General features: G+C 70.4%; 21 protein-coding genes. 9 read left to right on the top strand and 12 right to left on the bottom strand.

From position 1 onward, the window contains the following. Positions 1-13: 13 nt before the first annotated feature. Genes H4W81_RS37805 through H4W81_RS37795 form a run of 3 tightly spaced genes read right to left on the bottom strand, consistent with a single transcriptional unit; the run spans position 14 to position 4,700 of the window. Positions 14-3,292 carry a helicase HerA domain-containing protein gene (locus H4W81_RS37805; RefSeq protein WP_192779183.1) on the bottom strand — a complete coding sequence of 1,093 codons (3,279 nt, stop codon included), beginning with the start codon at positions 3,290-3,292 and terminating at the stop codon, positions 14-16. Next, complete coding sequence (locus tag H4W81_RS37800; protein WP_192779182.1) at positions 3,289-3,918, bottom strand: hypothetical protein; 630 nt, start codon at positions 3,916-3,918, stop codon at positions 3,289-3,291. The genes H4W81_RS37805 and H4W81_RS37800 overlap by 4 nt, the downstream gene beginning before the upstream one ends. Beyond that, on the bottom strand, positions 3,915-4,700 hold the full coding sequence (locus tag H4W81_RS37795; protein ID WP_192779181.1) for an endonuclease domain-containing protein: 786 nt from the start codon (positions 4,698-4,700) through the stop codon (positions 3,915-3,917). The genes H4W81_RS37800 and H4W81_RS37795 overlap by 4 nt, the downstream gene beginning before the upstream one ends. 295 nt (positions 4,701-4,995) lie before the next feature. Between H4W81_RS37795 and H4W81_RS37790 the strand changes: the two genes are divergently transcribed. Continuing rightward, the gene (locus H4W81_RS37790) at positions 4,996-5,694 is read left to right on the top strand and encodes a hypothetical protein (protein WP_192779180.1); all 699 of its coding nucleotides are present in this window, start codon (positions 4,996-4,998) and stop codon (positions 5,692-5,694) included. 95 nt (positions 5,695-5,789) lie between these two features. On the opposite strand, the gene H4W81_RS37785 is transcribed toward H4W81_RS37790, so the two are convergent. Next, positions 5,790-6,287 carry a tetratricopeptide repeat protein gene (locus H4W81_RS37785; RefSeq protein WP_225958988.1) on the bottom strand — a complete coding sequence of 166 codons (498 nt, stop codon included), beginning with the start codon at positions 6,285-6,287 and terminating at the stop codon, positions 5,790-5,792. Positions 6,288-6,483: 196 nt separating this feature from the next. Here H4W81_RS37785 and H4W81_RS37780 point away from each other — a divergent pair, with 196 nt between their 5' ends. Next, positions 6,484-6,843, top strand: a complete 360-nt coding sequence (locus tag H4W81_RS37780) for a hypothetical protein (protein WP_192779179.1) — start codon at positions 6,484-6,486, stop codon at positions 6,841-6,843. Here the strand turns inward: H4W81_RS37780 and H4W81_RS37775 are convergent. The 4 genes from H4W81_RS37775 to H4W81_RS37760 form a co-directional block, all read right to left on the bottom strand. Beyond that, positions 6,812-7,477, bottom strand: a complete 666-nt coding sequence (locus H4W81_RS37775; protein WP_318782273.1) for a TetR/AcrR family transcriptional regulator — start codon at positions 7,475-7,477, stop codon at positions 6,812-6,814. The two genes, H4W81_RS37780 and H4W81_RS37775, sit on opposite strands and share 32 nt — an antisense overlap. A gap of 73 nt (positions 7,478-7,550) precedes the next feature. Beyond that, on the bottom strand, positions 7,551-8,339 hold the full coding sequence (locus tag H4W81_RS37770) for an alpha/beta fold hydrolase (protein WP_192779177.1): 789 nt from the start codon (positions 8,337-8,339) through the stop codon (positions 7,551-7,553). A 10-nt stretch (positions 8,340-8,349) separates the two neighbouring features. After that, entirely contained in the window at positions 8,350-9,423 is a 1,074-nt protein-coding gene (locus H4W81_RS37765) for a CapA family protein (protein WP_192779176.1), read from the bottom strand. Between the two features lie 16 nt (positions 9,424-9,439). Continuing rightward, positions 9,440-10,288 (bottom strand): helix-turn-helix transcriptional regulator, encoded by an 849-nt coding sequence (locus H4W81_RS37760; RefSeq protein WP_192779175.1) that lies wholly within the window; start codon positions 10,286-10,288, stop codon positions 9,440-9,442. A 69-nt stretch (positions 10,289-10,357) separates the two neighbouring features. On the opposite strand from H4W81_RS37760, the gene H4W81_RS37755 reads away from it, so the two are divergent. After that, positions 10,358-11,746 (top strand): MFS transporter, encoded by a 1,389-nt coding sequence (locus H4W81_RS37755; RefSeq protein WP_192779174.1) that lies wholly within the window; start codon positions 10,358-10,360, stop codon positions 11,744-11,746. Positions 11,747-11,817: 71 nt separating this feature from the next. Here H4W81_RS37755 and H4W81_RS37750 read toward each other — a convergent pair whose 3' ends face one another. Together H4W81_RS37750 and H4W81_RS37745 are read right to left on the bottom strand one after the other, a co-directional pair. After that, a complete protein-coding gene (locus tag H4W81_RS37750; protein ID WP_192779173.1) occupies positions 11,818-12,042 on the bottom strand; it encodes a DUF397 domain-containing protein in 225 nt (74 codons plus the stop codon). Positions 12,043-12,096: 54 nt separating this feature from the next. Next, a complete protein-coding gene (locus H4W81_RS37745; RefSeq protein ID WP_192779172.1) occupies positions 12,097-12,960 on the bottom strand; it encodes a helix-turn-helix domain-containing protein in 864 nt (287 codons plus the stop codon). Between the two features lie 679 nt (positions 12,961-13,639). Here H4W81_RS37745 and H4W81_RS37740 point away from each other — a divergent pair. The 6 genes from H4W81_RS37740 to H4W81_RS37715 all read left to right on the top strand — a co-directional run bounded on the left by H4W81_RS37740 (position 13,640) and on the right by H4W81_RS37715 (position 18,761). Next, positions 13,640-13,777, top strand: coding sequence for a hypothetical protein (locus H4W81_RS37740; RefSeq protein ID WP_192779171.1), 138 nt, complete (start codon positions 13,640-13,642; stop codon positions 13,775-13,777). 1 nt (position 13,778) lies between these two features. After that, complete coding sequence (locus H4W81_RS37735) at positions 13,779-14,420, top strand: hypothetical protein (RefSeq protein ID WP_192779170.1); 642 nt, start codon at positions 13,779-13,781, stop codon at positions 14,418-14,420. A gap of 144 nt (positions 14,421-14,564) precedes the next feature. Continuing rightward, positions 14,565-16,661 carry a molybdopterin-dependent oxidoreductase gene (locus H4W81_RS37730; protein ID WP_192779169.1) on the top strand — a complete coding sequence of 699 codons (2,097 nt, stop codon included), beginning with the start codon at positions 14,565-14,567 and terminating at the stop codon, positions 16,659-16,661. Positions 16,662-16,698: 37 nt separating this feature from the next. Next, positions 16,699-17,310, top strand: a complete 612-nt coding sequence (locus H4W81_RS37725) for an HD domain-containing protein (RefSeq protein WP_192779168.1) — start codon at positions 16,699-16,701, stop codon at positions 17,308-17,310. Positions 17,311-17,340: 30 nt separating this feature from the next. Further along, positions 17,341-18,225, top strand: a complete 885-nt coding sequence (locus H4W81_RS37720; protein WP_318782269.1) for a Rieske (2Fe-2S) protein — start codon at positions 17,341-17,343, stop codon at positions 18,223-18,225. Positions 18,226-18,593: 368 nt separating this feature from the next. Beyond that, the gene (locus H4W81_RS37715) at positions 18,594-18,761 is read left to right on the top strand and encodes a hypothetical protein (protein WP_192779167.1); all 168 of its coding nucleotides are present in this window, start codon (positions 18,594-18,596) and stop codon (positions 18,759-18,761) included. Here the strand turns inward: H4W81_RS37715 and H4W81_RS37710 are convergent. Next, a complete protein-coding gene (locus H4W81_RS37710) occupies positions 18,740-18,988 on the bottom strand; it encodes a hypothetical protein (RefSeq protein ID WP_192779166.1) in 249 nt (82 codons plus the stop codon). The genes H4W81_RS37715 and H4W81_RS37710 overlap by 22 nt on opposite strands. Positions 18,989-19,018: 30 nt before the next feature. Continuing rightward, positions 19,019-19,774: a sulfite exporter TauE/SafE family protein gene (locus H4W81_RS37705; protein ID WP_192779165.1), complete on the bottom strand. Its 756-nt coding sequence runs from the start codon at positions 19,772-19,774 to the stop codon at positions 19,019-19,021. Positions 19,775-19,991 lie beyond the last annotated feature (217 nt).

The following is a 19,991-nucleotide window of genomic DNA, read 5'->3' as shown; positions in this document are numbered from 1 at the left end:
CTCGTCCGGGGCTTCACCGCGTCCCGGTGGCCAGCGCCAGGACCTCTTCGGCGGTGGGCGCGGACTCGGGGTGGTGGCTGAGGCACATGGGCACCCTGATCTGGTGGAAGCCGGTCCCCTCGGCCGCCACGTAGAACTGGCCCGCGCTCAGCCGCCCGATGTCGGACACCCGTCCGCCCTTGACCCTGGCCATGTCCGTCGCCGCGGCGACCTGGATCGGGGCGTTCAGCAGGCCGAAGAACTGGGTGGCCGCGTTGCCGGGGATGTGGTTGTGCAGGCCCTTCGGCGCCTGGGTGGCGAAGACCAGGCCCAGGCCGTACTTCCTGGCCTGGGAGGCGAGCATGAGCGTGCTGCCCGTGGCGGCGGTGTTCCTGCCGTTGGGGGCGAAGGTCTGGGCCTCGTCCATGACGAGGAGTCCGCCGAGCGGTCGCCCTCCCGCGGGATGAGACCTGATCCAGGAGAAGAGTCCGAGCTGCAGCTGGTTGACGAAGCTCTGCCGCTGTTCCTCCGAGGGCAGCCCGGCCAGGTTGATCACCGAAACCCTGGCCCTACGCCCAATCTCGGGCGTGAGCAGCACCCCTGGGTCCACAGGTGCGCCGGTCCCGCCGAACAGCGGATCCATGATCACGGCAGCGCGCAGGTTCTGCGCCACGTCGGCGGCCAGCTTGGCGGCGTTGGCCAGGTCGCTGACGCCGTCGGGCAGATCCGACAGCAGCGCGATGAGCCCGTCCAGGCCGGTGCCGCCCCGCCTGGCGTGATGTCTGGTCGCCTCGCGCAGCACCGCCTGCGACTGCAGCGCCTTGGCGGTCGCGCCATCGATCTTGGCCTTGGGCGCGAGCGTGGCCACGGCGGCGTCGAGCGCCTGGCTGAACTCGTCGGGGTCGTCGACGAGGGCGCCGAGGTCGGGCAGCGGCTGGAAGGCCAGCGGACGGCCCGCCTGCTTGCCCGGCGTCCAGACGACGACGTCGGTGCTCTCCAGGTACTCCGCCGCCCGCTCGCCGTCGCCGTCCTGCCAGGTGGCGGGTGGCTCGGGCCAGGCCGTGCCGAGCCTGGAGAGGTCGTTGTTGGGGTCGAGGACGATCGAGGAGACGCCCTGGAGCGCGCACTCCTCGACCAGCCTGCGGATCAGCACCGTCTTGCCCGACCCCGAGCCCGCGAAGATCGCCGTGTGCTTCCGCAGCGCCGCCACCGCGACCCGCACCGGCTCCGCTCCGTGGGTCCTCCTGCCCAGCACCAGGTACGGCCCGCCGCCCTCATCCGCCTCTGGGGCGTCAGCGTCCACCGGCGGGAGGTGGGCCTCCTCGTGCTCCGCCGCCTCGTCCCGCCTCACCGGGGTCACGGCCGGGGTCACGGCCGGGGTCACGGCCGGGGTCACGGCCGGGGTCACGGCCGAGGGCGCGGCCGAGGGCGCGGCGGAGGGCGCGGCGGAGGGGAGGGCGATGGGCCCCGTGGCGTCGGGATCGTCAGGCGCCCCGATGCTCCGCGCGGGCGGCACGGACGGCTGGCTGAGCGCCTCGACCAGCACCTTCACATCCTCGGCCGGCCGTCGTGACGCCAGCCACTCCTGGATGTGGGCCGGCTCCTCCTCGAGCAGGTCGCGCAGCGCCGCCAGTGTCCGCAGATCGGACTCCTCCACCCGCAGCACCCTGCCGCCCGCGGCCTCGAAGGCGGCCAGCGCCTCCTTGGTCCGGGGCCCGCCCGACCAGGCCTGGTTCCGCAGCACGAACAGCCGCCGCTTCGGCACCTCGGCCCGCAGTCCCGCCGAGACGCACGCCGCCCTCAGCCGGTGCAGCGCCGCGACGGCGTTGGTGCTGGCGATGCCCCTGAAGCACCAGTGCACCTCGTCCTCCGTCGCCTCGTCCAGCGTCAGCCGCAGGCGCGCGTGCAGCGGGGGCTTCCTGCTCGGCGGCGGGTCCTGGGCGTAGCGGTGCGCCGCCTCTCCCCTGCCCGCCATCCACGCCGACAGCCCCGCTGACAGCAGCCCCGGCAGGACGGCGTCCTCCGTCTCGGGCTCGGTGGCCGGTCCCACCTCCGCGCTCTCCCTCAGCGCGGCGAAGCGAGCGTCGAGAGCGGCCAGCCCCGAGGGACCGGGACCCGGCGGCGGGACCTCTCCCTCACCCCCGCCGCCGCCCGGTTCGTCCAGCCGGTCGAGCTCCCTGATCTCGCCGTCCGCGAGACAGGCCCGCACATGGTTGTCGATCTTGATGAGGATCTGCCGCGGCGTCAGGCCGACCGCGCTGCCGAAGGCGTCCTCCTTCACCGGCCAGGTCGGGTACGGCGGCTCGAACCCCACCCGCCCGAACCCGGCCGCGAAGCGCCGCTCGACGATGGCACGCGCGGTCTGCGGGTCCTTCAGCACCCTGAGCGTGGCCGGTTCCCTGAACCTGTCGCGCACGGTGGCCGTGGCCTGGTCGCGGATCATCATCCAGGTGTGGGGCAGGCACGACAGGACGGTCACCGTCCGCCTGGTGACGTCGCGCAGCGCCATCAACCCGCCGGCGACCTGCTCGATGACCGCGCCCTGGCCGCCGTCGTCGCCGAGCCTGGAGGTGGACTGCGCGACCAGCGCGTCGACCTGGTCGACGGCGATCACCGAGGGCCCGGTCAGCGCCAGCAGCCGCGACAGGTCGCGCACCACCTCCTGGGGCGACCGGTAGCCCTTGGTCAGCCCCCACTCCCTGCCCTGTCCCTCGTCGGGGATCGACGACAGGTAGGCCTGCCCGACGTCCTGCGCCGCCAGATCGTCGGAGGCCAGCAGCACCAGCGCCCGCGCCGTGTCGTGCGCGTCCCTGAGGACCACGCCGCCCTTGCGGCGCAGCGCGCCCACGAACAGGTCCAGGGCCTCCCCGTCAAGCGGGCGGCGGCCGTCGACGGCTCGCCGTACCATCCTCGGCACGTCGGCCAGCGCCGCCAGCCTGTTGAGCAGCAGCCGCAGCTGTGACTGGCCGTCCTCGGCCGGACGCCAGAGGCTGTCGAGCATCGCGATCACGATGCTGTCCCAGAAGTCCCTGGCGTCCAGCAGGCCGACCAGGAAGAAGTAGCCGCCCTCGCGCTGGGCGTGCTCGCGCGCCCAGCCCAGCAGGTGGGTCTTGCCGGTACCCCGCTGCCCCTGGATCACCACGCCGATCGGGCTGGCGTCCGCGCTCTCCTTCGCCTCCGCCAGCCCCCTGCGGAGGTCCAGCGCGGCCGTCGAGTGCAGGCTCTCCACGTGGTACGGCGAGGGCCGCCACACGTCGTCGGGCGCATGGACCGCGTTGAGCCTGAGCGCGCCGAGCGCTTCCCACTCCTTCATCGCGCGCCGATCGCGAGGTAGTGCTTGTGCTGGTCGCTGATGACCAGCGCGGCCTCGCGGTCCTCCGCCCTGAGCGCCTTCTGGTTGTCCTCCGGCACCATGACGACGTCGGGTTGCCTGTTGAGGCTGCGCAGCGCGTCGTCCACCGCGTCCCGCGGGAGCTCGCTCAGCTGCCTGCGCAGGTCGGTCAGGCTCACCCAGCCGCCGGGCTCGCGGGCCAGCTCGGTGTAGGCGCCGCGCACCCTGCCCTCGACGCCGCCAGGTCCCTCGGGGCCTTCAGCGGGCGGTTCCGGCTGGAAGAGGTCGCCCAGACGGTGATCGGTCCGGCCCATGAAGCGCGCGACCCCGAAGGCGAGGGAGCGCAGCGCGCCGCCCGTCGCTCCCGGCGAGGCGGCCACCCCCTCCCGGAACTCGTCGGCCAGGCGCGCCCACCCCTTGTCGGTCAGCACGTGGACCATGGTCCTGCCATGTGGACGGGTCTCCACCAGCTTCAGGTCGTTCAGGTTCTTGCGGTGCCTGGGGGTCAGCTTGATCCCGTGCTGCTTGGCGAGGTCGGAGTTGAGCACCTCGTCACCCTCGACCATGAGCACGATCATGGCCGCCGTCTCCACGGCTGACAGTTTCATCGCTTGCCTCTCTTGACGAAGTCCTCGATCACACCGGCCACGGACTGGGGGTCCGACAGGACGGTGTGGCTGGTGAAGCGGAGCACTACGAACCCGTCCCGCTGCAGGAGCACGTCACGCCGCCGGTCGGCCTCGAACTTCGCCGGCCGCAGATGGCTGTCGTCGTCGATCTCCACGATCACGCGGGCCGCGCGCCAGAGCAGGTCCACCCTGATGGGGTTGGTGAGGGCGTGCGGGTGGTAGCCCTGGTTCCACTCTCTGTCCGCGGCCCACGGGCAGCCGGCCAGCACGCTCTCCAGCCGCTGCTCCGCCTTGCTCGCGTGGTGCGGCCTGCCCCTGACCCGGGTGGGTTGCCCGTCACCCGCGGCAGACGGCCGAGCAGGCGCGGTGGCGGCGGCGCACAGGACGCGCAGGCCGCTCCACCGTTCCAGCCACTGGCAGCCGGCCGCGAGCAGCTCCGCCTCGCCCCCGCTCATCCCCTGGGGCGGCGTCACCGCGATCGTCGATCCCGTGCCGAGCACCCTTCCAAGACCCGCCGCGCGTATCTCGGCGGGGAGGCGGGCCGTACAGGGGCGGCCCCTGAGCGCCGCCTCGGCCAGGTCGGCGAGGAACGGTCCGAACTGCCTGTCCCCCGCCGCCAGCCGTACGGCCAGCAGCCGCACGGCGCGCACTCCCGCGCCTCCGGGGCCGGGGATCTGCTCGGCGCCTGGTAACCACTGCGGAAAGCGGCGCACGGCGAGGTCCTCCATGTCGCGCAGCACCGCCGCCACCAGATCGCTCATCCGGCGAGGAGGGGTCGCGGCATGCGTGAGGACGACCGGCGACACTGCGGAATCCCCCTGATTGCGGACCATCCACTCTTTGCAGAAGCTATACGTAATCGGCCTCGCCGCACGCGAGTGTTACGAGATGTTCTGGACCCGCGTCGCGATCATTAACGGCTTCGCCACCGTTGTCCCAAGACACGCGGGCAGCCCTACCCCCGTGACTAGCTTCGTGATTCGTCGGATCACCGAACTCGATCAAGGGGGAACGTGCATGTACAACGCATCACGCGGCATTCGGAGCGTCCTTGCGGTGGCCGTGTTGGCGACGGGGGCGGGCTGGCTGGCGATGTCGCCCGCGTCGGCCGAGAACTGTGATGAGAAGGTCGTGCTGCTCGACGAGACGACCGTGGCGGAGGTCTGCGAAGAGGTGGGCGGGCTGCGCGCGAAGACGACCCGCACGCCGATGCGGGCCTCCCAGGAGTCGGAGCTGGCGATGTCGGCCGAGCGCCTGGCAAAGGCGGCCGGCATGCCCGGACTGTCGCGCTCGACCGCGGTGCTGAGTGTCTCCGACATGGGCGGTGTGGCCGCGGGAGCGGGCCTGCCTTCCCTTCCCTCGGGGGTGCCGGGCCAGGCGGGCCTGCAGGAGGTGTCCAAGCTGGCCCTGGCGCCCGACCTGCCGGGACTGCCGTCGCTCCCGCCGCTGCCGCCGCTGCCGAACGCGGAGGCGCTGGACGAGGTGTCCACGCTGGGCGAGGCGGCACGGCTGGCCGAGGTGTCCGAGCTGGGCGAGGCGGCCGTGCCCGAGATGGCCATGCCCGACGCGGCCGGGGTGACCGGCGGGAGCACCCTCCTCGACCTGACCCCTCCGGTCAACGAGGTGGCGACCAAGGTCGGGGAGCTGATGGAGCAGCCGGGCGGCAAGGCTCAGCCCGATGCCAAGGGGCTGCGTCTGCCGGTGGCGGACGGCGACGGGCTGGCCGGGCTGACCGAGCGCCTCGACCTGGGCTGAGCGCCCATGACATCCGCAGGACGTGTCGCGCCGCCCGTCCTGCGGGTCCCACCGGGCTGAAGGGCCGCGCCCACGGGGGCGCGGCCCTTCACGCGTCAGGAGATCAGCGAGTCGAGCTCGTCCTCCGGCAGGCCGAGGTCGAGCCTGATGCGGTAGCGGGTGCGCAGCAGCGCGACGTGCTCGGGGTCGTCCTCGGCGCAGGTGAGCACCGCCTGGGTGGCCCATTCGAGCCCGCCCTGCAGGTCGCCGTAGGCCACGAGGGTCTCGGCGATGTTGTGCGCCGTCGCCGGGGTCGTGGTGCCCTCCGCTCTGAGGGTCTCTATGACGTCCCTGGCCTCGCCTGGCCTGTCGAGCTCGAAGAGCGTGTCGGCGATGCCCGCCCGCGGGTCGATGCCGGACTCGCCGCCGTCGTCGAGCGCGCGCTGGAAGCACTCCAGCGCGCGGGCCGGCTGGCCGGCCTGCCGCCACTCGTCGGCGGCCAGCACGAGGATGGCCGCGCGGGAGACGTCGCCCGAGGAGTAGGCGACGGCGAGCTCGTCGAGCTGCCTGGCCAGCGATCCGTGGTCGTCCGCCAGTAGGGCCTGCTCAAGCAAGCGATCAAGGTACTCACGGGTCACATGCGCCACACCGCGAGACTATCGAGCCGCACCGGCTTTTGCCTGGACAATGCACATCACCGCGTGTGCACAGCTTCGGCAACGATTCGTGCAAACCCCACTACACTCCGCGTGTTCCTGCAGGGCCACGGGCATAAAGCGGTCACGTCATCAGGGGCGGAAGGGGCTCGGCATGTCCAAGCAGTTGACCTTCACGATCGCCTGTGCGGCGGTGTTGTCCGCCGTGATCCCGGGTGCCGCCGGATATTTCTCCGCGAGACTCGAGGCCGTGGAGGCGGCCGAGCAGAGAGTCGCGGCGCTCCAGCAGCGACTGGTGACCACGGTGGCCAAGGTCTCGTTGCCCCGACCGTGCGGGCCTGCGCAAACCAGGACGAGGCCCGAGCGGGAACCGGTTCCCGCCGCGTTCGTGCCCGCGCCGGAGACCCCCAAGTCGCCCAGGCACCGCTGGCCGAGGGAGGACCTGCCGGTGGTGCCCGCGCCCGAGTGGAACCCGGCGCCGATCACGCCTGCTGACGCTGCCGGCGAGGACTGAGCCTGCGCGACAGGAACGACCTGATCAGCTGCTTGGCGGCGGCCACGATCTCGGGCTCGCCCTTGGGGTCGCGGCGGAAGGCCAGCTTGAGCACGGCGTCACCCGCCTCGACGGCGACCAGCACGGCCACGTCGAGCTCCTCGCTGTCGGCCAGGCCGTACTCCTGGAGCAGCAGGCCGCGCAGCCGGCCGGCGATCACCATGTTGTTCTCGGAGTCGGAGTCGAGCAGGTTGAGGTCGACGACGTCGCCGAAGTGGAGGCTCTTGAAGCCAGGAACGGTCCTGTGCATGTCGACGTACTCGTCGATGATCGCGTCGACCGCCTCCCACCACCCCCGATAGTCCTCGTCGAGGAAGCGGGCGCCCACCCTGGAGACGAACAGCTCGACGTTGCGCCTGGTCACCTCCTGGGTGATGGCGCGCTTGTCGGGGAAGAACTGGTAGACCGACCCGATCGCCACGCCCGCGCGCTCGGCGATGCGCGTGGTGGACAGCGCCTCGTAACCGACCTCGTCGAGCAGGTGGGCGCAGGCGTCGAGCATGCGCTCGACCCGGCGGGCGCTACGGCGCTGCGTGGGCTGACGGCGGAGCGGGGTGGGCTCGGTGCCGTCTTCGTCAACCGGCAAGGAGGACACGGTCTTCATCTTGCCCCCAATCGGCCGCCCAGTCCCTGGAAAAGCGCGATTGTAGAAAGGCGTGCAACGCGGCTCACTCGTCGGCGGCCCAGTCGGCGAACTCGGCGACCAGTTTGGCGACGGCCTCGGGCTGCGTGCGCTGCGCCCAGTGGTCGGCGGCCAGCCGTCGGTGCCTGAACTTCGGCGCCCACTGGCCGAGGGAGGCGAGCAGCCAGGGCGAGACGTAGCGGTCGCGCGTGCACTCGATCAGCTGGACGGGCACGTTCACGTGCGGGTCTCCCGGACGGCGTAAGCGGGTGAGCATGTTCGCCCGGTAGAGGTTGAGCCCGTTGCGCGCGTCGGCGGCCGTGGCGCCCAGCGCCCGGGCCAGCGGCGCCATGGCCAGCTCGGGCAGCACCGGCAGCTGGAAGGCGCCGATGTACCACGACCGCAGCAACTGCCCGAGCGCCCTGATCGGGCCGGCCTGGCGGAAGAAGGCGGCGGCCTGGTCGAGCCCCGGACCGCCGAGCGAGGTGAAGGAGGCGAACCTGTCGCTCCTGCCGGTGAAGTACCACCCCTGGATCGAGCCCCAGTCGTGGGCGGCGAGGTGCACCTTGGGCTTGCCGACGGCGTCGAGCACCGCGTCCATGTCGGCCGCCAGCCGGTCGAGCCGGTAGTCGCGGGCCGCGCGCGGCGCCGACGACCTGCCCGCTCCGCGCACGTCGTAGCGGACCACGTGGAAGCGACCCCGCAGCAGGTCGGCGACCTGGTCCCACACGCGGTGGTCGTCGGGGTAGCCGTGGAGCAGCACGACCGTGGGGTTGGCCGGGTCGCCCTGCTCGTAGAGCGCCAGCCGTACATCGTCGGACGCTATTAGACGCACGGTCCAAAGATTAGCTGTCCGCGGGGCTCGCGGCCAGACCAGTGCAGGAGCGCAGGCTCTTCCACCCGGCGATGGCCTGGTTCCTGGCCGCGCCGGTGAGCGGGATCGGGATGCCGCCCTGTATCGTGGCGGGTGTCCACTTGTCCTTCAGCACCTTGCGACCGTCGATGGTCAGCGTGAGCACGCCGGTCCGGCCCGTCTCGGGACCCCAGTTGTAGAAGACGAAGTTGCCCATGCCGTAGTTGACGTAGGAGTTGCCCAGGTAGCCGCTGCCCAGCAGGATGTGCGCGTGACCGCCGACGATGACGTCGGCGCCCGCCTTGACCAGCTTGGGGGCGAGGGAGAGCTGGGCGGGGTTGGGACACTTCTGCATCTCGGTGCCCCAGTGCAGGTGCACGATCACGGTGTCGGAGGACTTGCGGGCCTGCCGTACCGCCCTGATGAGCCTGGCCTCGTTCTTCGCCGAGGCCAGCCCGCCCTTGGCGCCGGCCGCGCTCCACGACTGGATGAACTCCGCGTCGAGCACCTGGGTGGCCCCGATGATCGACACGCGGTTGCCGTTGACCGTGACGCGGTAGGGCTTGTAGGCCTCGGTCTCGTTCCTTCCGATGCCGACCACGGGGAACTTCGACCGCTTGATCGCGGCCATGGAGTCGGCGAGACCGCTCTCCATGTAGTCCATGCCGTGGTTGTTGGCCATCGAGACCACGTCGACGCCCGCGGCCTTGAGCGCGGTTAAGGCGGTGGCCGGGGCGCGGAAGGTGTACTGCTTGCCCGGCGCGGGCGTGCCGCCCGTCGTGATCGCGGTCTCGAGGTTGATCATCGCGAGGTCCGCGGCCTTCAGCACCTTGGCGATCGGGCCGAGCGCGGTGCGCGGGTTGGCCAGCCTGCTCCTCAGCACGCCCTCGAAGTGCACGTCACCCCCGAAGGAGATGGTGTACGGCCGGCGCTCCGGCTCCTCCGGCAGACTCGGCGCGATCGTCGGCTTCTCCGCCACGTCGGCCATGTGCTCGGACTTGGCCGCCGAACAGGCGGTCAGCGCCAGCGCGACCCCCACGACGGTGATGGCGCGACTCGGTCTCATCTGCCCTCCTGGTTTTTCAGGCACCGAGCATGCCATGGGCACGCTCGCTGTGCGCCGTGAGCCATACCACGGCCGAACGTGTCGCATCGTCGACGGGAGTGTAAACGATCATCCTGGTCTCCGGCGCCGAGGCGCAGTTGAACACCGCGCTCGTGAAGCGCAGCTCCCCCACCACCTCGTTGTTGAAGGTCTTGGCGCGCGAGCGGGGGTCGGCCACGTCATGGGTGGCCCACAGCGCGGCGAACTCGGGGCTGGCGGCCGACAGCCGCTTCACGAAGTCGCGCCAGCACGGGTCGTCGGCATGGCGGGTGTAGGCGCCGCGGAACACCGCGACGCTGCCGTGGAGCTCCTGCTCCCTGTCGACCAGCGCGGTGCGCCACTCGCGGTGCACGAAGCACTGCCACAGCGAGTTGCGCTCCTCGACCGGCGCGCTGACCAGCTCGGGGAAGAGGGCGGCGTAGGCGGGGTTCCAGGCGAGGACGTCGTGGCGGCTGTTGCTGTAGGCGGCCGGCAGCGGGCTGAGCTGGTCGATGATCTGCTGCATCGCGGGCGTGACCCGGGCGGCGTCGTGGACGGGAGCCGCGACGGCGTGCCCCGCCAGCAGGTGGAGCTGGTGACGTTCGGCGGCGTCGAGCATGAGCGTGCGCGCGATGGAGTCGAGGACCTGCAGGCTGACGTTGATCGGCCGCCCCTGCTCAAGCCAGGTGTACCAGGTCACCCCCACGCCCGCGAGCTGGGCGACCTCTTCCCTGCGCAGCCCAGGCGTACGCCTGCGGGTGCCCGGAGGCAGCCCCACCATCTCGGGGGTGACGCGCTCGCGCCGGGTGCGGAGGAAAGCCGCCAGGTCGTCGCGCCTTTTGCTCATCCAGGTGCCGCCAATACCAGGATAAAGGGACTCTTTTTACTAGTATCTACTTTCTACCATCGTGGAAGCATGATCCAAGCTCCGTCCGTCGAGAAGTCCACGACCAGGAGCGGCGGCCTCCTCCTGGCGATCGTGCTTCTCGGCCAGTTCCTCGCCATCCTGAACGTCAACATCGTGAACGTCGCCACCCCGACGATCGAGGCGGACCTGCAGTCCTCAGGAGCGGGACTGCAGATGATCGTCGCGGGCTACACCATCACCTACGCCGTCCTGTTGATCACCGGTGCCCGCGTCGGCGACCTGTTCGGCTATCGCAACACCTTCCTGACCGGCCTGGCCCTCTTCACGCTGACCACGCTGGGCTGCGGCCTCGCGCCCTCGACGGGCTGGCTGGTGGCCTTCCGCTTCGCGCAGGGCGCCGGAGCCGCCCTGATGATGCCGCAGGTGCTGACCCTGATCCAGCACAACTACCAGGGCGAGGCCCGAGGCAGGGCGCTCGGCCTCTGGTCGGCCGTCGTGAGCGGCGGCATCGTGGTCGGGCAGGCGCTCGGCGGCGTCCTGCTCGGGTTCGGCGTCGGCTGGCGGATCGTGTTCCTGGTGCTCGTCCCCATTGGAGCGCTCCTTCTGGTCGCGGGGCTACGGGTGCTCCCCGCCGACCACGGCGGCGGCAGGACCGGACTCGACCCGCTCGGCCTGCTCACGCTGTCGGCCGCGGTGCTGATGTTCATCGTGCCGCTGGTGCTCGGCCGCGAGCTCGGCTGGCCGCTGTGGGGCTGGGGCTCGATGGCGCTCAGCCTGGTGATGTTCGCCGTGTTCGTCAGGGTGGAGCGCTGGGTGACGGCGCGCGGCGGCAGGCCGCTGGTGGACGCGCGGGTGCTGCGGGCGCCCGGCATGCGGCCGGGTCTCGCGGTCCTGCTGTTCGGCCCCGCCACCTGGGGCGCCTTCCTGTTCACCTCGGCGCTGCACCTGCAGGGGGAGCTGCACCTCACCCCGCTCATGTCGGGGCTGATGCTGGTGCCCTGCGCGGTGGCCTTCGCCGCGGTGGGGCTGGCCTGGCCCCGGCTGCCCCCGCGGTTGCAGCGCTCGCTGGTGCCCGTCGGGTACGTCGTGGCCGCGCCCGCCTACCTCGGACTGGCCGCCGCTTCGGGGGGCGGCGTGCCGTACGCCGTCGTGAGCGCGCTGATCGGCGCGGGGCTCGGAGTGCAGATCGCCGTGACGAACATGGCCACCCAGCAGGTCGAGAGCGCCTACGCGGCCGACGCGAGCGGCGCGCTGCTCACGGTGATGCAGCTCGGCCAGGTCATCGGGGTGGCCACGGTGGGCACGCTGTTCATCTCCCTCATGCAGGGACACACCGGACAGGCCTCATTCGGGACGGCTGTCGCGCTGGCGGCGCTGGCCGTACTGGCCGGCCTGAGCTCCGTCTTCCTCGTCAGGTCGAAGATCTCCCGCGCCTGAACGCCGGCTTCCAGAGCAATGCAGAACGGTCCCGACGGTCATGGCGCAAGGCGCGGTCGGGACCGTTCCGGTCAAGCATTTACGGCAAGAGCCGAGAGGTCGAACTCGCCGTCACGGACACCCGCGGTAAAAGCGGCCCACTCGCCAGGAGTGAAGACCAGAACCGGCCCGTCCTCCTGCTTGGAATCCCTCAGGGCGACGTTGCCGTCAGCAAGGCGAGCGAACTCGACACAGGCCGATGCTCCGTTGCAGAAGCGGCTCTTCCGCCAGTCGGCCTTGATGATATCGGTGTGCATTTTCTCCCCAAATGGGTAACGGGGCACCTTTGCCCCGTTTTGCGATGTTCAGCGCTAACGGCGCCACGTCATGCTCTTGCGCTGAATGAAGACACGGGAAGCGTCCTCATCCAGTGCGGCGGAACTGATGTGGTCGAACGCGGTCTCGTATCCGGCGACCAGCTCCATGTCCTCGACAAAACGTGCCCCGTACAGCGATTCCAGGTATACAACATCGTCGAACGCCGAGAACTTCAGATGGATGAAGGCTCCCGTGTTGACCGGATGAGGGGCATCCAACGGCAGAATCCGAACGCTCACCCGCGGCAGCATGGAGACCACCAACAGATGCTCCATCTGCTCACGCATGACCGATGGCTCACCGAACTGACGCATCAGCGCCGACTCGTCGAGCACCACCCGGAAGACGGGCGGGTCGGGCCGGTGCAGGACACGCTGCTGCCGGTCGAGCCTGGACTCCACCCGGCTGCGGACACCGCTGTGCGTGATACGCGCGATGCCGCGGGTGGCCAGGATGACCTCACGGGCGTAGTGCTCCGTTTGCAGGAGGCCGGGCACGATCTGGGGTTCCCAGGTTCGCTGGTCGATTGCCTCCGCCTCCAGGCCGAGGAATCTGGTGTAGTCCCCGGGAAGGCTGTCCTCGTAATCCTCCCACCAGCCCCGCCGGTCCGCATCCCGCACCAAGCCCAGCAATTCGTCTAGTTTCTCGTCGTCGCACTTGTAGAGCTTGGCGAGGGCCTTGACGTCGTCGTGGGCGGGTTTGGTCTTGGCGGCCTCGATTCTGCTCACCTTGCTCGGTGACCAGCCGAGTTCCTTGGCGGCTCGCGCCCCGGTCAGCCCGCTGCGCTCGCGCAGCTGGCGGAGCTCCTGGCCGAGTTTGAGCCTGCGCACCGTCGGGCTGCCCTGCTCTGGTGGCACCGTCCACTCTCCTCACCGGGAATGAAGGTGTAGCGGAGAAGAAGCGTTTGAGCCCTGAATTTCTGGGCCGTTCCGCCAATCTTACACTGCAAGTTGCACGGAGACTCGCACCAAGGCTTGCCACCAGGCTTACATGGAGAGACGGTGGGGGCAAGCAAAAGCCCAGCGTTCAGGGGGTGGGCTCGCGATGCTTTCCCGTCGGCCCCAAGGGCCCCTGACATTTCGCGTGCAAGTTGCAGGTACTCGTGCGGCGCATCTCTCAGCGGGAATTGCGAAGAAATTTGATTTTTCTCCCGCCAGGCTATTGCCGCGCCCAGGTCCCGGAGGGACGATCAGGCTCAGGAAGACCAGATGACGACGCTTACTCGGGGCCTTCCGCTGACGCTCAAGCGCGGCCCTCAGGGCCCGCCCCTTCCGGCAACGGCGCCGTTCAGATATGCAGGTCCGCCGAAAGGAAAGCCGCGAAAAAGCCGGACCGAGGCTGGTCTCCAACCGTCACGCGATCGGGCTGCCACCCGGTGACGGCCGAGCTCATCAGCGCCCGGTCCGGCCCAGAAGTCCACCTCTAGGAATGCCGCGAAAGGGGTCTTCTATGTTGTACTCACAAGGTACCAAGGGACTCAGTCGAATCAAGTCCCGGATCCGGGAACTCATCGCGTGGACGGATCGCGAGATCTGCATGGAGTACGACGAGTTCGCGCACCGGCGCGGCTGGACCGTCACGCGCACGGGATTCGGCTCTCGCTCCTACCGCGACCCACGGTTCGACCAGCTCAGGGTGTCGCGCACCGCTCTCGTCCCCGAGGAGGTGTCGTGAGATGTCACGCAATCCTCGGCACCAGATCTACCCGGGAGTCGGCGACCTCCCAGCGGTCGAGCGCTCCAGCCTCGTCACCAGGCTCTGGCGGATCCGCACCGAGCTCCTGCTGACCGCGGGACTGGTGCTGGTGCTGCTCGCCGCGCTCGGCGGCGGGCGATGGGTGCCCTTCATCGCGCTCACCAGCGCGGTCTCGGTGCCCGCCGTCACCCGAGTCGGACGCAACTGGATCGCCGCGCACGCCTGGTGCGTGGCCTCCAGGCACCGGCTGCAGCGGCTCTGCACGGAGACGACCATGCACACCAGGGCGGGCCGGATCCCGCTCATCCTGTGGATCACGCCCACCGCCTGTGGAGAGAAGGCGCTGGTGCTCACGAGGGCGGGCATCTGCGCGGAGGACTTCGAGGCATACGCGGGGGAGATCGAGGCGGCCTGCTTCGCGCGAGACGTCCGGATTCACAAGCACCGCAGGTGGGCCAACCTGGTGATCGTCGAGATCGTCCGCAGGGAGCAGACGGCGGGGGCGGTCAGTCCAGGGCTCGAAAGGCTGTACGGCAGGAGCGGCTGGGTGTCCCTACGGTCCACCCGCACCGAGATCGAGGAGCCACCCGATACGACAGCGGCGCTACTCATCGCGGCCTGACACTCCGGCCACCGACCAAGGGGACGCTCCACGGCGGACGGGCGTCCCCTTCCCCATGTCTACCGGCAGGCGCGGCGGAAGAGGCCTTCACACCGCCCGCCGTACGGGACAAGATGAGTTCGGATGTCGAACCCAGGAGTAGCGATGACGACCGTGCACCGCACCTGCCCCCTCTGCGAGGCCGTCTGCGGCCTGACGCTCACACTCGACGACGGCGGCCACGTCACCAGCGTCAGGGGCGACAAGGAAGACCCGTTCAGCAAGGGCTTCATCTGCCCCAAGGGCGCCAGCCTCGGCCACCTCGACGAGGACCCCGACCGGCTGAGCAAGCCGCTGGTCCGCGAGGGCGAGCAGTGGCGGGAGGTGTCGTGGGACGAGGCCTTCGCCACGGTCGCCCGCGCGCTCGAAGGCGTGCGTGACAGGCAGACGATCGCCGTCTACCTGGGAAACCCGAGTGCGCACACGATGGCGGGGGCGCTCTACGCCGCGCCGCTGATCAGGGCGCTCGGCACCCGCAACGTCTTCTCGGCCAGCACCGCCGACCAGATGCCGAAGCACGTGGCCAGCGGGCTGATGTTCGGGCATCCGCTGCACATACCCGTGCCGGACCTCGACAGGACCGACTATCTCCTGATGCTCGGCGCCAACCCGCTGGAGTCCAACGGCTCGCTGTGCACCGCGCCCGACTTCCCCGGCAGGCTCAAGGCGATCAGGCGGCGCGGCGGGAAGGTGGTCGTGGTGGACCCGCGGCGCACCAGGACCGCCGCGCAGGCCGACGAGCACGTGTTCGTCCGGCCCGGCAGCGACGCCTACCTGCTCTTCGGCCTGGTCCACACGCTCTTCGCGGAGAACCTCACCCGCGTGGCCGTCGAGGTCAACGGCCTCGAAGAGGTCAGGGAGGCGGCCAAGCACTTCCCGCCCGAGGTGGTCGCCCGCCGTACCGGAGTGCCGGAGGAGACGATCGTCAGGCTGGCCCGCGAGCTGGCGGCGGCGCCCACGGCGGCGGTGTACGCCAGGATCGGCACCTGCACGCAGGAGTTCGGCACGCTGGCCCAGTGGCTGGTCGACGTGGTCAACACGCTCACCGGCAACCTCGACAGGCCGGGCGGCGCGATGTTCCCCAAGCCCGCGACCGAGCCGCGGCGCAGTCGCAGGCCCTACACGACGGGCAGGTGGCGCAGCAGGGTGCGCCACCTGCCCGAGGTCAACGGCGAGCTGCCGGTGGCCACGCTGGCCGACGAGATCGAGACGCCGGGCGAGGGCCAGGTGCGGTTCCTGGTGACGGTGGCCGGCAACCCCGTGCTGTCGGCGCCGAACGGGGCCAGGCTGGACGAGGCGTTCGGGCGGCTCGACTTCATGGTCAGCGTGGACCCGTACCTCAACGAGACGACCAGGCACGCGAACGTGATCCTGCCGCCGCCGAGGGTGCTGCAGTCGGGGCACTACGACTTCGCGCTGCTGGGCTTCGCGGTGCGCAACTACACGCGCTACTCGCCGCCCGTGCTGCCCCTGGGCGAGCGGCCGTCGGAGTCGGAGATCATGGCGCGGCTCGCGGTGATCGCCTCGGGGCTCGACGGCGACCTGGACGAGTTCATCATCGACCAGACGCTCCAGAAGGCCGGGGTCGAGCTCCAGCTGACCGGGGAGACCGGGGCCGAACGCCGGCTGGACATGATGCTGCGGCTCGGGCCGTACGGGCTGTCGCTGGAGAAGCTGCGCGAGAACCCGCACGGGCTCGACCTCGGCCCGCTGGAGCCGCGGCTGCCGGAGATCCTGCGCACCGCCTCCGGGCTGGTCGAGCTGGCGCCCCCGCAGCTCATGGACGACGTCGAGCGGCTGAGGGAGCGGCTGGAGCAGGCCCCGCCCGAGATGGTGCTGATCGGCAGGCGCCACCTGCGCTCGAACAACAGCTGGATGCACAACGTCAGCACGCTGGTCGGCGGCAGCAACCGGTGCACGCTGCAGATCAACCCCGCGGACGTCGCCCGCCTGTCCCTCGGGGAGCAGGCGGTGATCACGTCGGCCACCGGGCGGCTCACGGTCACGCTGGAGCCCACGGACACGATCATGCCGGGTGTGGTGAGCCTGCCGCACGGCTGGGGCCACGTGGGCAGCGCACAGACGGTCGCCGCCGAGCACGCGGGGGTCAGCGCGAACGTCCTGACCGATGACTCAGCGATCGACATGCCTTCCGGCAACGCCGTGTTCAACGGCGTTCCGGTGACGATCGCCGCCCTGTGATCGTTCCGGTCGACCGGACACGTTCGACGTTACTAGGGTGTCGCGCGTGACTACCACGCAAGAAGAGGACCGACTGAACGCCCAGATCGCCTTCGCAGTGGAGATCGACAAGCTGAAGCGGGTGATCCGCCGCAACAGCCTCATGGACGGATCACGCCGCGAGAACGACGCCGAGCACTCGTGGTACGTCGGCCTGCTGGCGATGATCCTCGCCGAGCACGCGCCGCCCGGGACCGACATCCAGCGCGTGGTCGCCATGCTGCTCGTGCACGACCTCGTCGAGATCGACGCGGGTGACACCTTCATCTACGACCCCGTCGCGGTGGCGGCACAGATCGACGCCGAGCGCGCCGCCGCCGACCGGATCTTCGCCCTGCTCCCGGCCGACCAGGCCATGCTCTTCAGGGAGCTGTGGGAGGAGTTCGAGGCCCGCGAGACGGTCGAGGCGCGCTTCGCCAAGGCCCTCGACAGGTTCGCCCCGATCCTGGCCAACCACCACACCGAGGGCGGCACCTGGCCGCTGTTCAAGGTGACGGCCGACCAGGTGCGTGAGAAGGCGAAGATCATCGAGGACGGGTCGGAGTCGCTCGGCGCCTACGCGAACGAGTTGATCGACCTGTCGGTCAACCGGGGCCATCTGTCCGAGTGATGCCCTTACCGCCGGGGTAGGGGTTTGGTCGTGAAAGAGAAAGTCAGGCTGGCTGGACCGGTCGACCTCGCCGACAAGCTCGAGAAGAGCAGGGCGATGGATCGGCCGATCGGCGTGCTGGCCAAAGCCGTACGGGAGAAGATCCGGCCGGGCAGGCTCCGCGACTGGCTGCACGGTGTGCCCACGGGCAAACCGCTGCACCCCGCGCTGGCGACGGGGACGATCGGCTGTTGGATGTCGGTCGCCGTCCTCGACCTCGTGAACGCCGACCCCAAGGCGTCGAAGACGCTCCTCGCCGCGGGGGTGGCCGCAGCCGTGCCGACGGCGGCCGCGGGCCTCACCGACTGGTCGTCGCTCCACCGCGAGCAGCAGCGGGTGGGCTTCGTCCACCTCGTGACCAACCTCACCGCTCTCGGGCTGTTCTCCGGCTCGCTGCTGCTGCGCATGGCCGGACGGCAGGGTGCCGGCAAGGCGCTGTCCATGCTCGGACTCGGCGCCGCGACGGTCGGCGGCTACCTCGGCGGCCACATGGCCTACCGGCAGGCGGCCGGCGCCAACCACGCCGAGCAGGTGGCCCACCTGGTGCCGCTCGGCTGGCACGACCTGTGCCCGATCAAGGACCTGCCCGAGGGCCGTCCCGTGACCCGTCGCCTCGGCTACATCCAGCTCTTCGTGCTCAGGCACGCCGGCGGCGTGAGCGTGCTGGCCGACCGCTGCTCGCACCTGGCGGGCCCGCTGCACCAGGGCCGGGTGGTGATCGAGAACGGCGAGCCCTGCGTGGTCTGCCCGTGGCACGGCAGCACGTTCAGGATCGCCGACGGCAGCGTCAAGCACGGCCCCGCCACCGCCCCCGCCCCCACGTTCGAGACCCGCGTCCGGCGCGACGGCATCATCCAGGTGCGGCCGTTGACCTGAACCGTCACCGGAGCGACCGGCGATGTCGGCCGCCACACCGGTTCCCCGCTCGTCGCCGAGGGCGCCCAGGTCAGGACACCGGTCAGGGACCTCGCCCGGGCCGTCCTGCCGGACGGCGTCGAAGCCGTCCGAGGCGACCTCATCGACCCCTCGTCACTCGTCACTCTTCCTCATCTGGCCGGGGTTCGCCGCCCAGGTCGTGCACGCGATCGCGAAACACACCCGCCGGATCGTCACCTGTCGGCGAACCTGACACACCACGTGCTCAGCGGCCCCACCGCGATCATCCAGGAGGAGCAGGTCAGGATCGTCGGCGAGGCCGTGGGCCGCGAGGTGCGGAGATCACACGCGAGGAGGCCGCCGAGCAGATGCTCGGGTTCTGGGACGACCCCGCGATCGTGGAGGAGGCGCTCGACGCGTGGGCCTCCTTCGCGACGGAGCACGAAGAGTTCACCGACACCGTCGAGCGGCTGACCGGACGGCCCGCCAGGTCACTGCGGGAGTGGGCGGCCGATCACGCGGCCGACTTCCGCTGACCCGCGGGACGGGGCAGGTCGGCCGGGTGTTCGACCAGGGCGAGGATGCGGCTGGACATGAAACGCGCGGTGCGTACGGCGGTGCCGCTCCGTGTCACCTCGCTGACTTCTACCAGGCCGCGCCGCGTGGCCACTTCGACCCGCCGTCCGGCCTTCGTGGCGATCACTTCGTAGGTTCGCGGAGTGCCTCCCGCGTCGATCACGATCTCGACCCGATCACCCTTCATGACCTGTTTTATACCCATTTACCTGTGGATTTATCCGTACACCAGTTTGATTATCGCCACGATGCCCACGCACACGATGAACCCGCGCAGGACGGGAGCGGGCAGCTTGCGCCCCACCTTCGCGCCGAGGAAGCCACCCAGGGTGGCGCCGAGGGCCACCATCAGCACGGCCCACCAGTCGACTGGCGCGATGATCACGAACAGCACGGCGGCCGTGGCGTTGACGACGAGCGACAGGACGTTCTTGGCGGCGTTGACCCGCTGCAGCCCGTCGTCGAGGAAGCTGCCGAGCAGGCCGATGAGCAGCACGCCCTGCGCGGCACCGAAGTAGCCGCCGTAGACGCCCGCGCCGAACACGCCGAGCCACAACCAGAGGCCGCCGTCGGGGTGCGCGTGCTGCCTCCGCGCGGCCACCCAGCCGTTCAGCTTGGGCTGCACGACGACCAGCACACAGGCGAGCGCGATCAGGATGGGCACCACGACCTGGAACACGTCTGGGTCGAGGACCAGCAGGAGGAGCCCGCCGAGCAGGGAGCCGAGCGCGGAGCCCGTGGCCAGCCTGACGAGGCGGTCGCGCTGGCCCCTGAGCTCGGCGCGGTAGCCGTACGCGCCGGTGAAGGAGCCGGGGACGAGGCCGATGTTGTTGGAGACGTTGGCGGTCACGGGGTCGACTCCCACGGCCACCAGGGTGGGGAAGGTGATCAGCGACCCCGACCCGACGACGGCGTTGATGGCCCCTGCTGCGACTCCGGCCGCGCAGACCGCGACCGCCTCCCACGGCGACAAGACCCGCCCCTTTCGTATTCCGTATGCACTGTCGCCCGAGCCTAGAGCCACGCCTTACACCGCCCACTCCCGGGGTCACCACCAAACCGGCAGGTGGGACGCGGGCTGGTGAGAAGGCGCAGGGGGACGACGGCTGGTGTTCTCTTGGGGGACGCCGAGGCGGGGCGCGGGCTGGCGTTCCTGGAGAGGCGCAAGGGACGGCGGCTGGGTCCTCTTG

The organism is Nonomuraea africana, assembly GCF_014873535.1.
GTDB lineage: Bacteria > Actinomycetota > Actinomycetes > Streptosporangiales > Streptosporangiaceae > Nonomuraea > Nonomuraea africana.
This window is presented reverse-complemented; position numbering and strand designations above follow the sequence as displayed.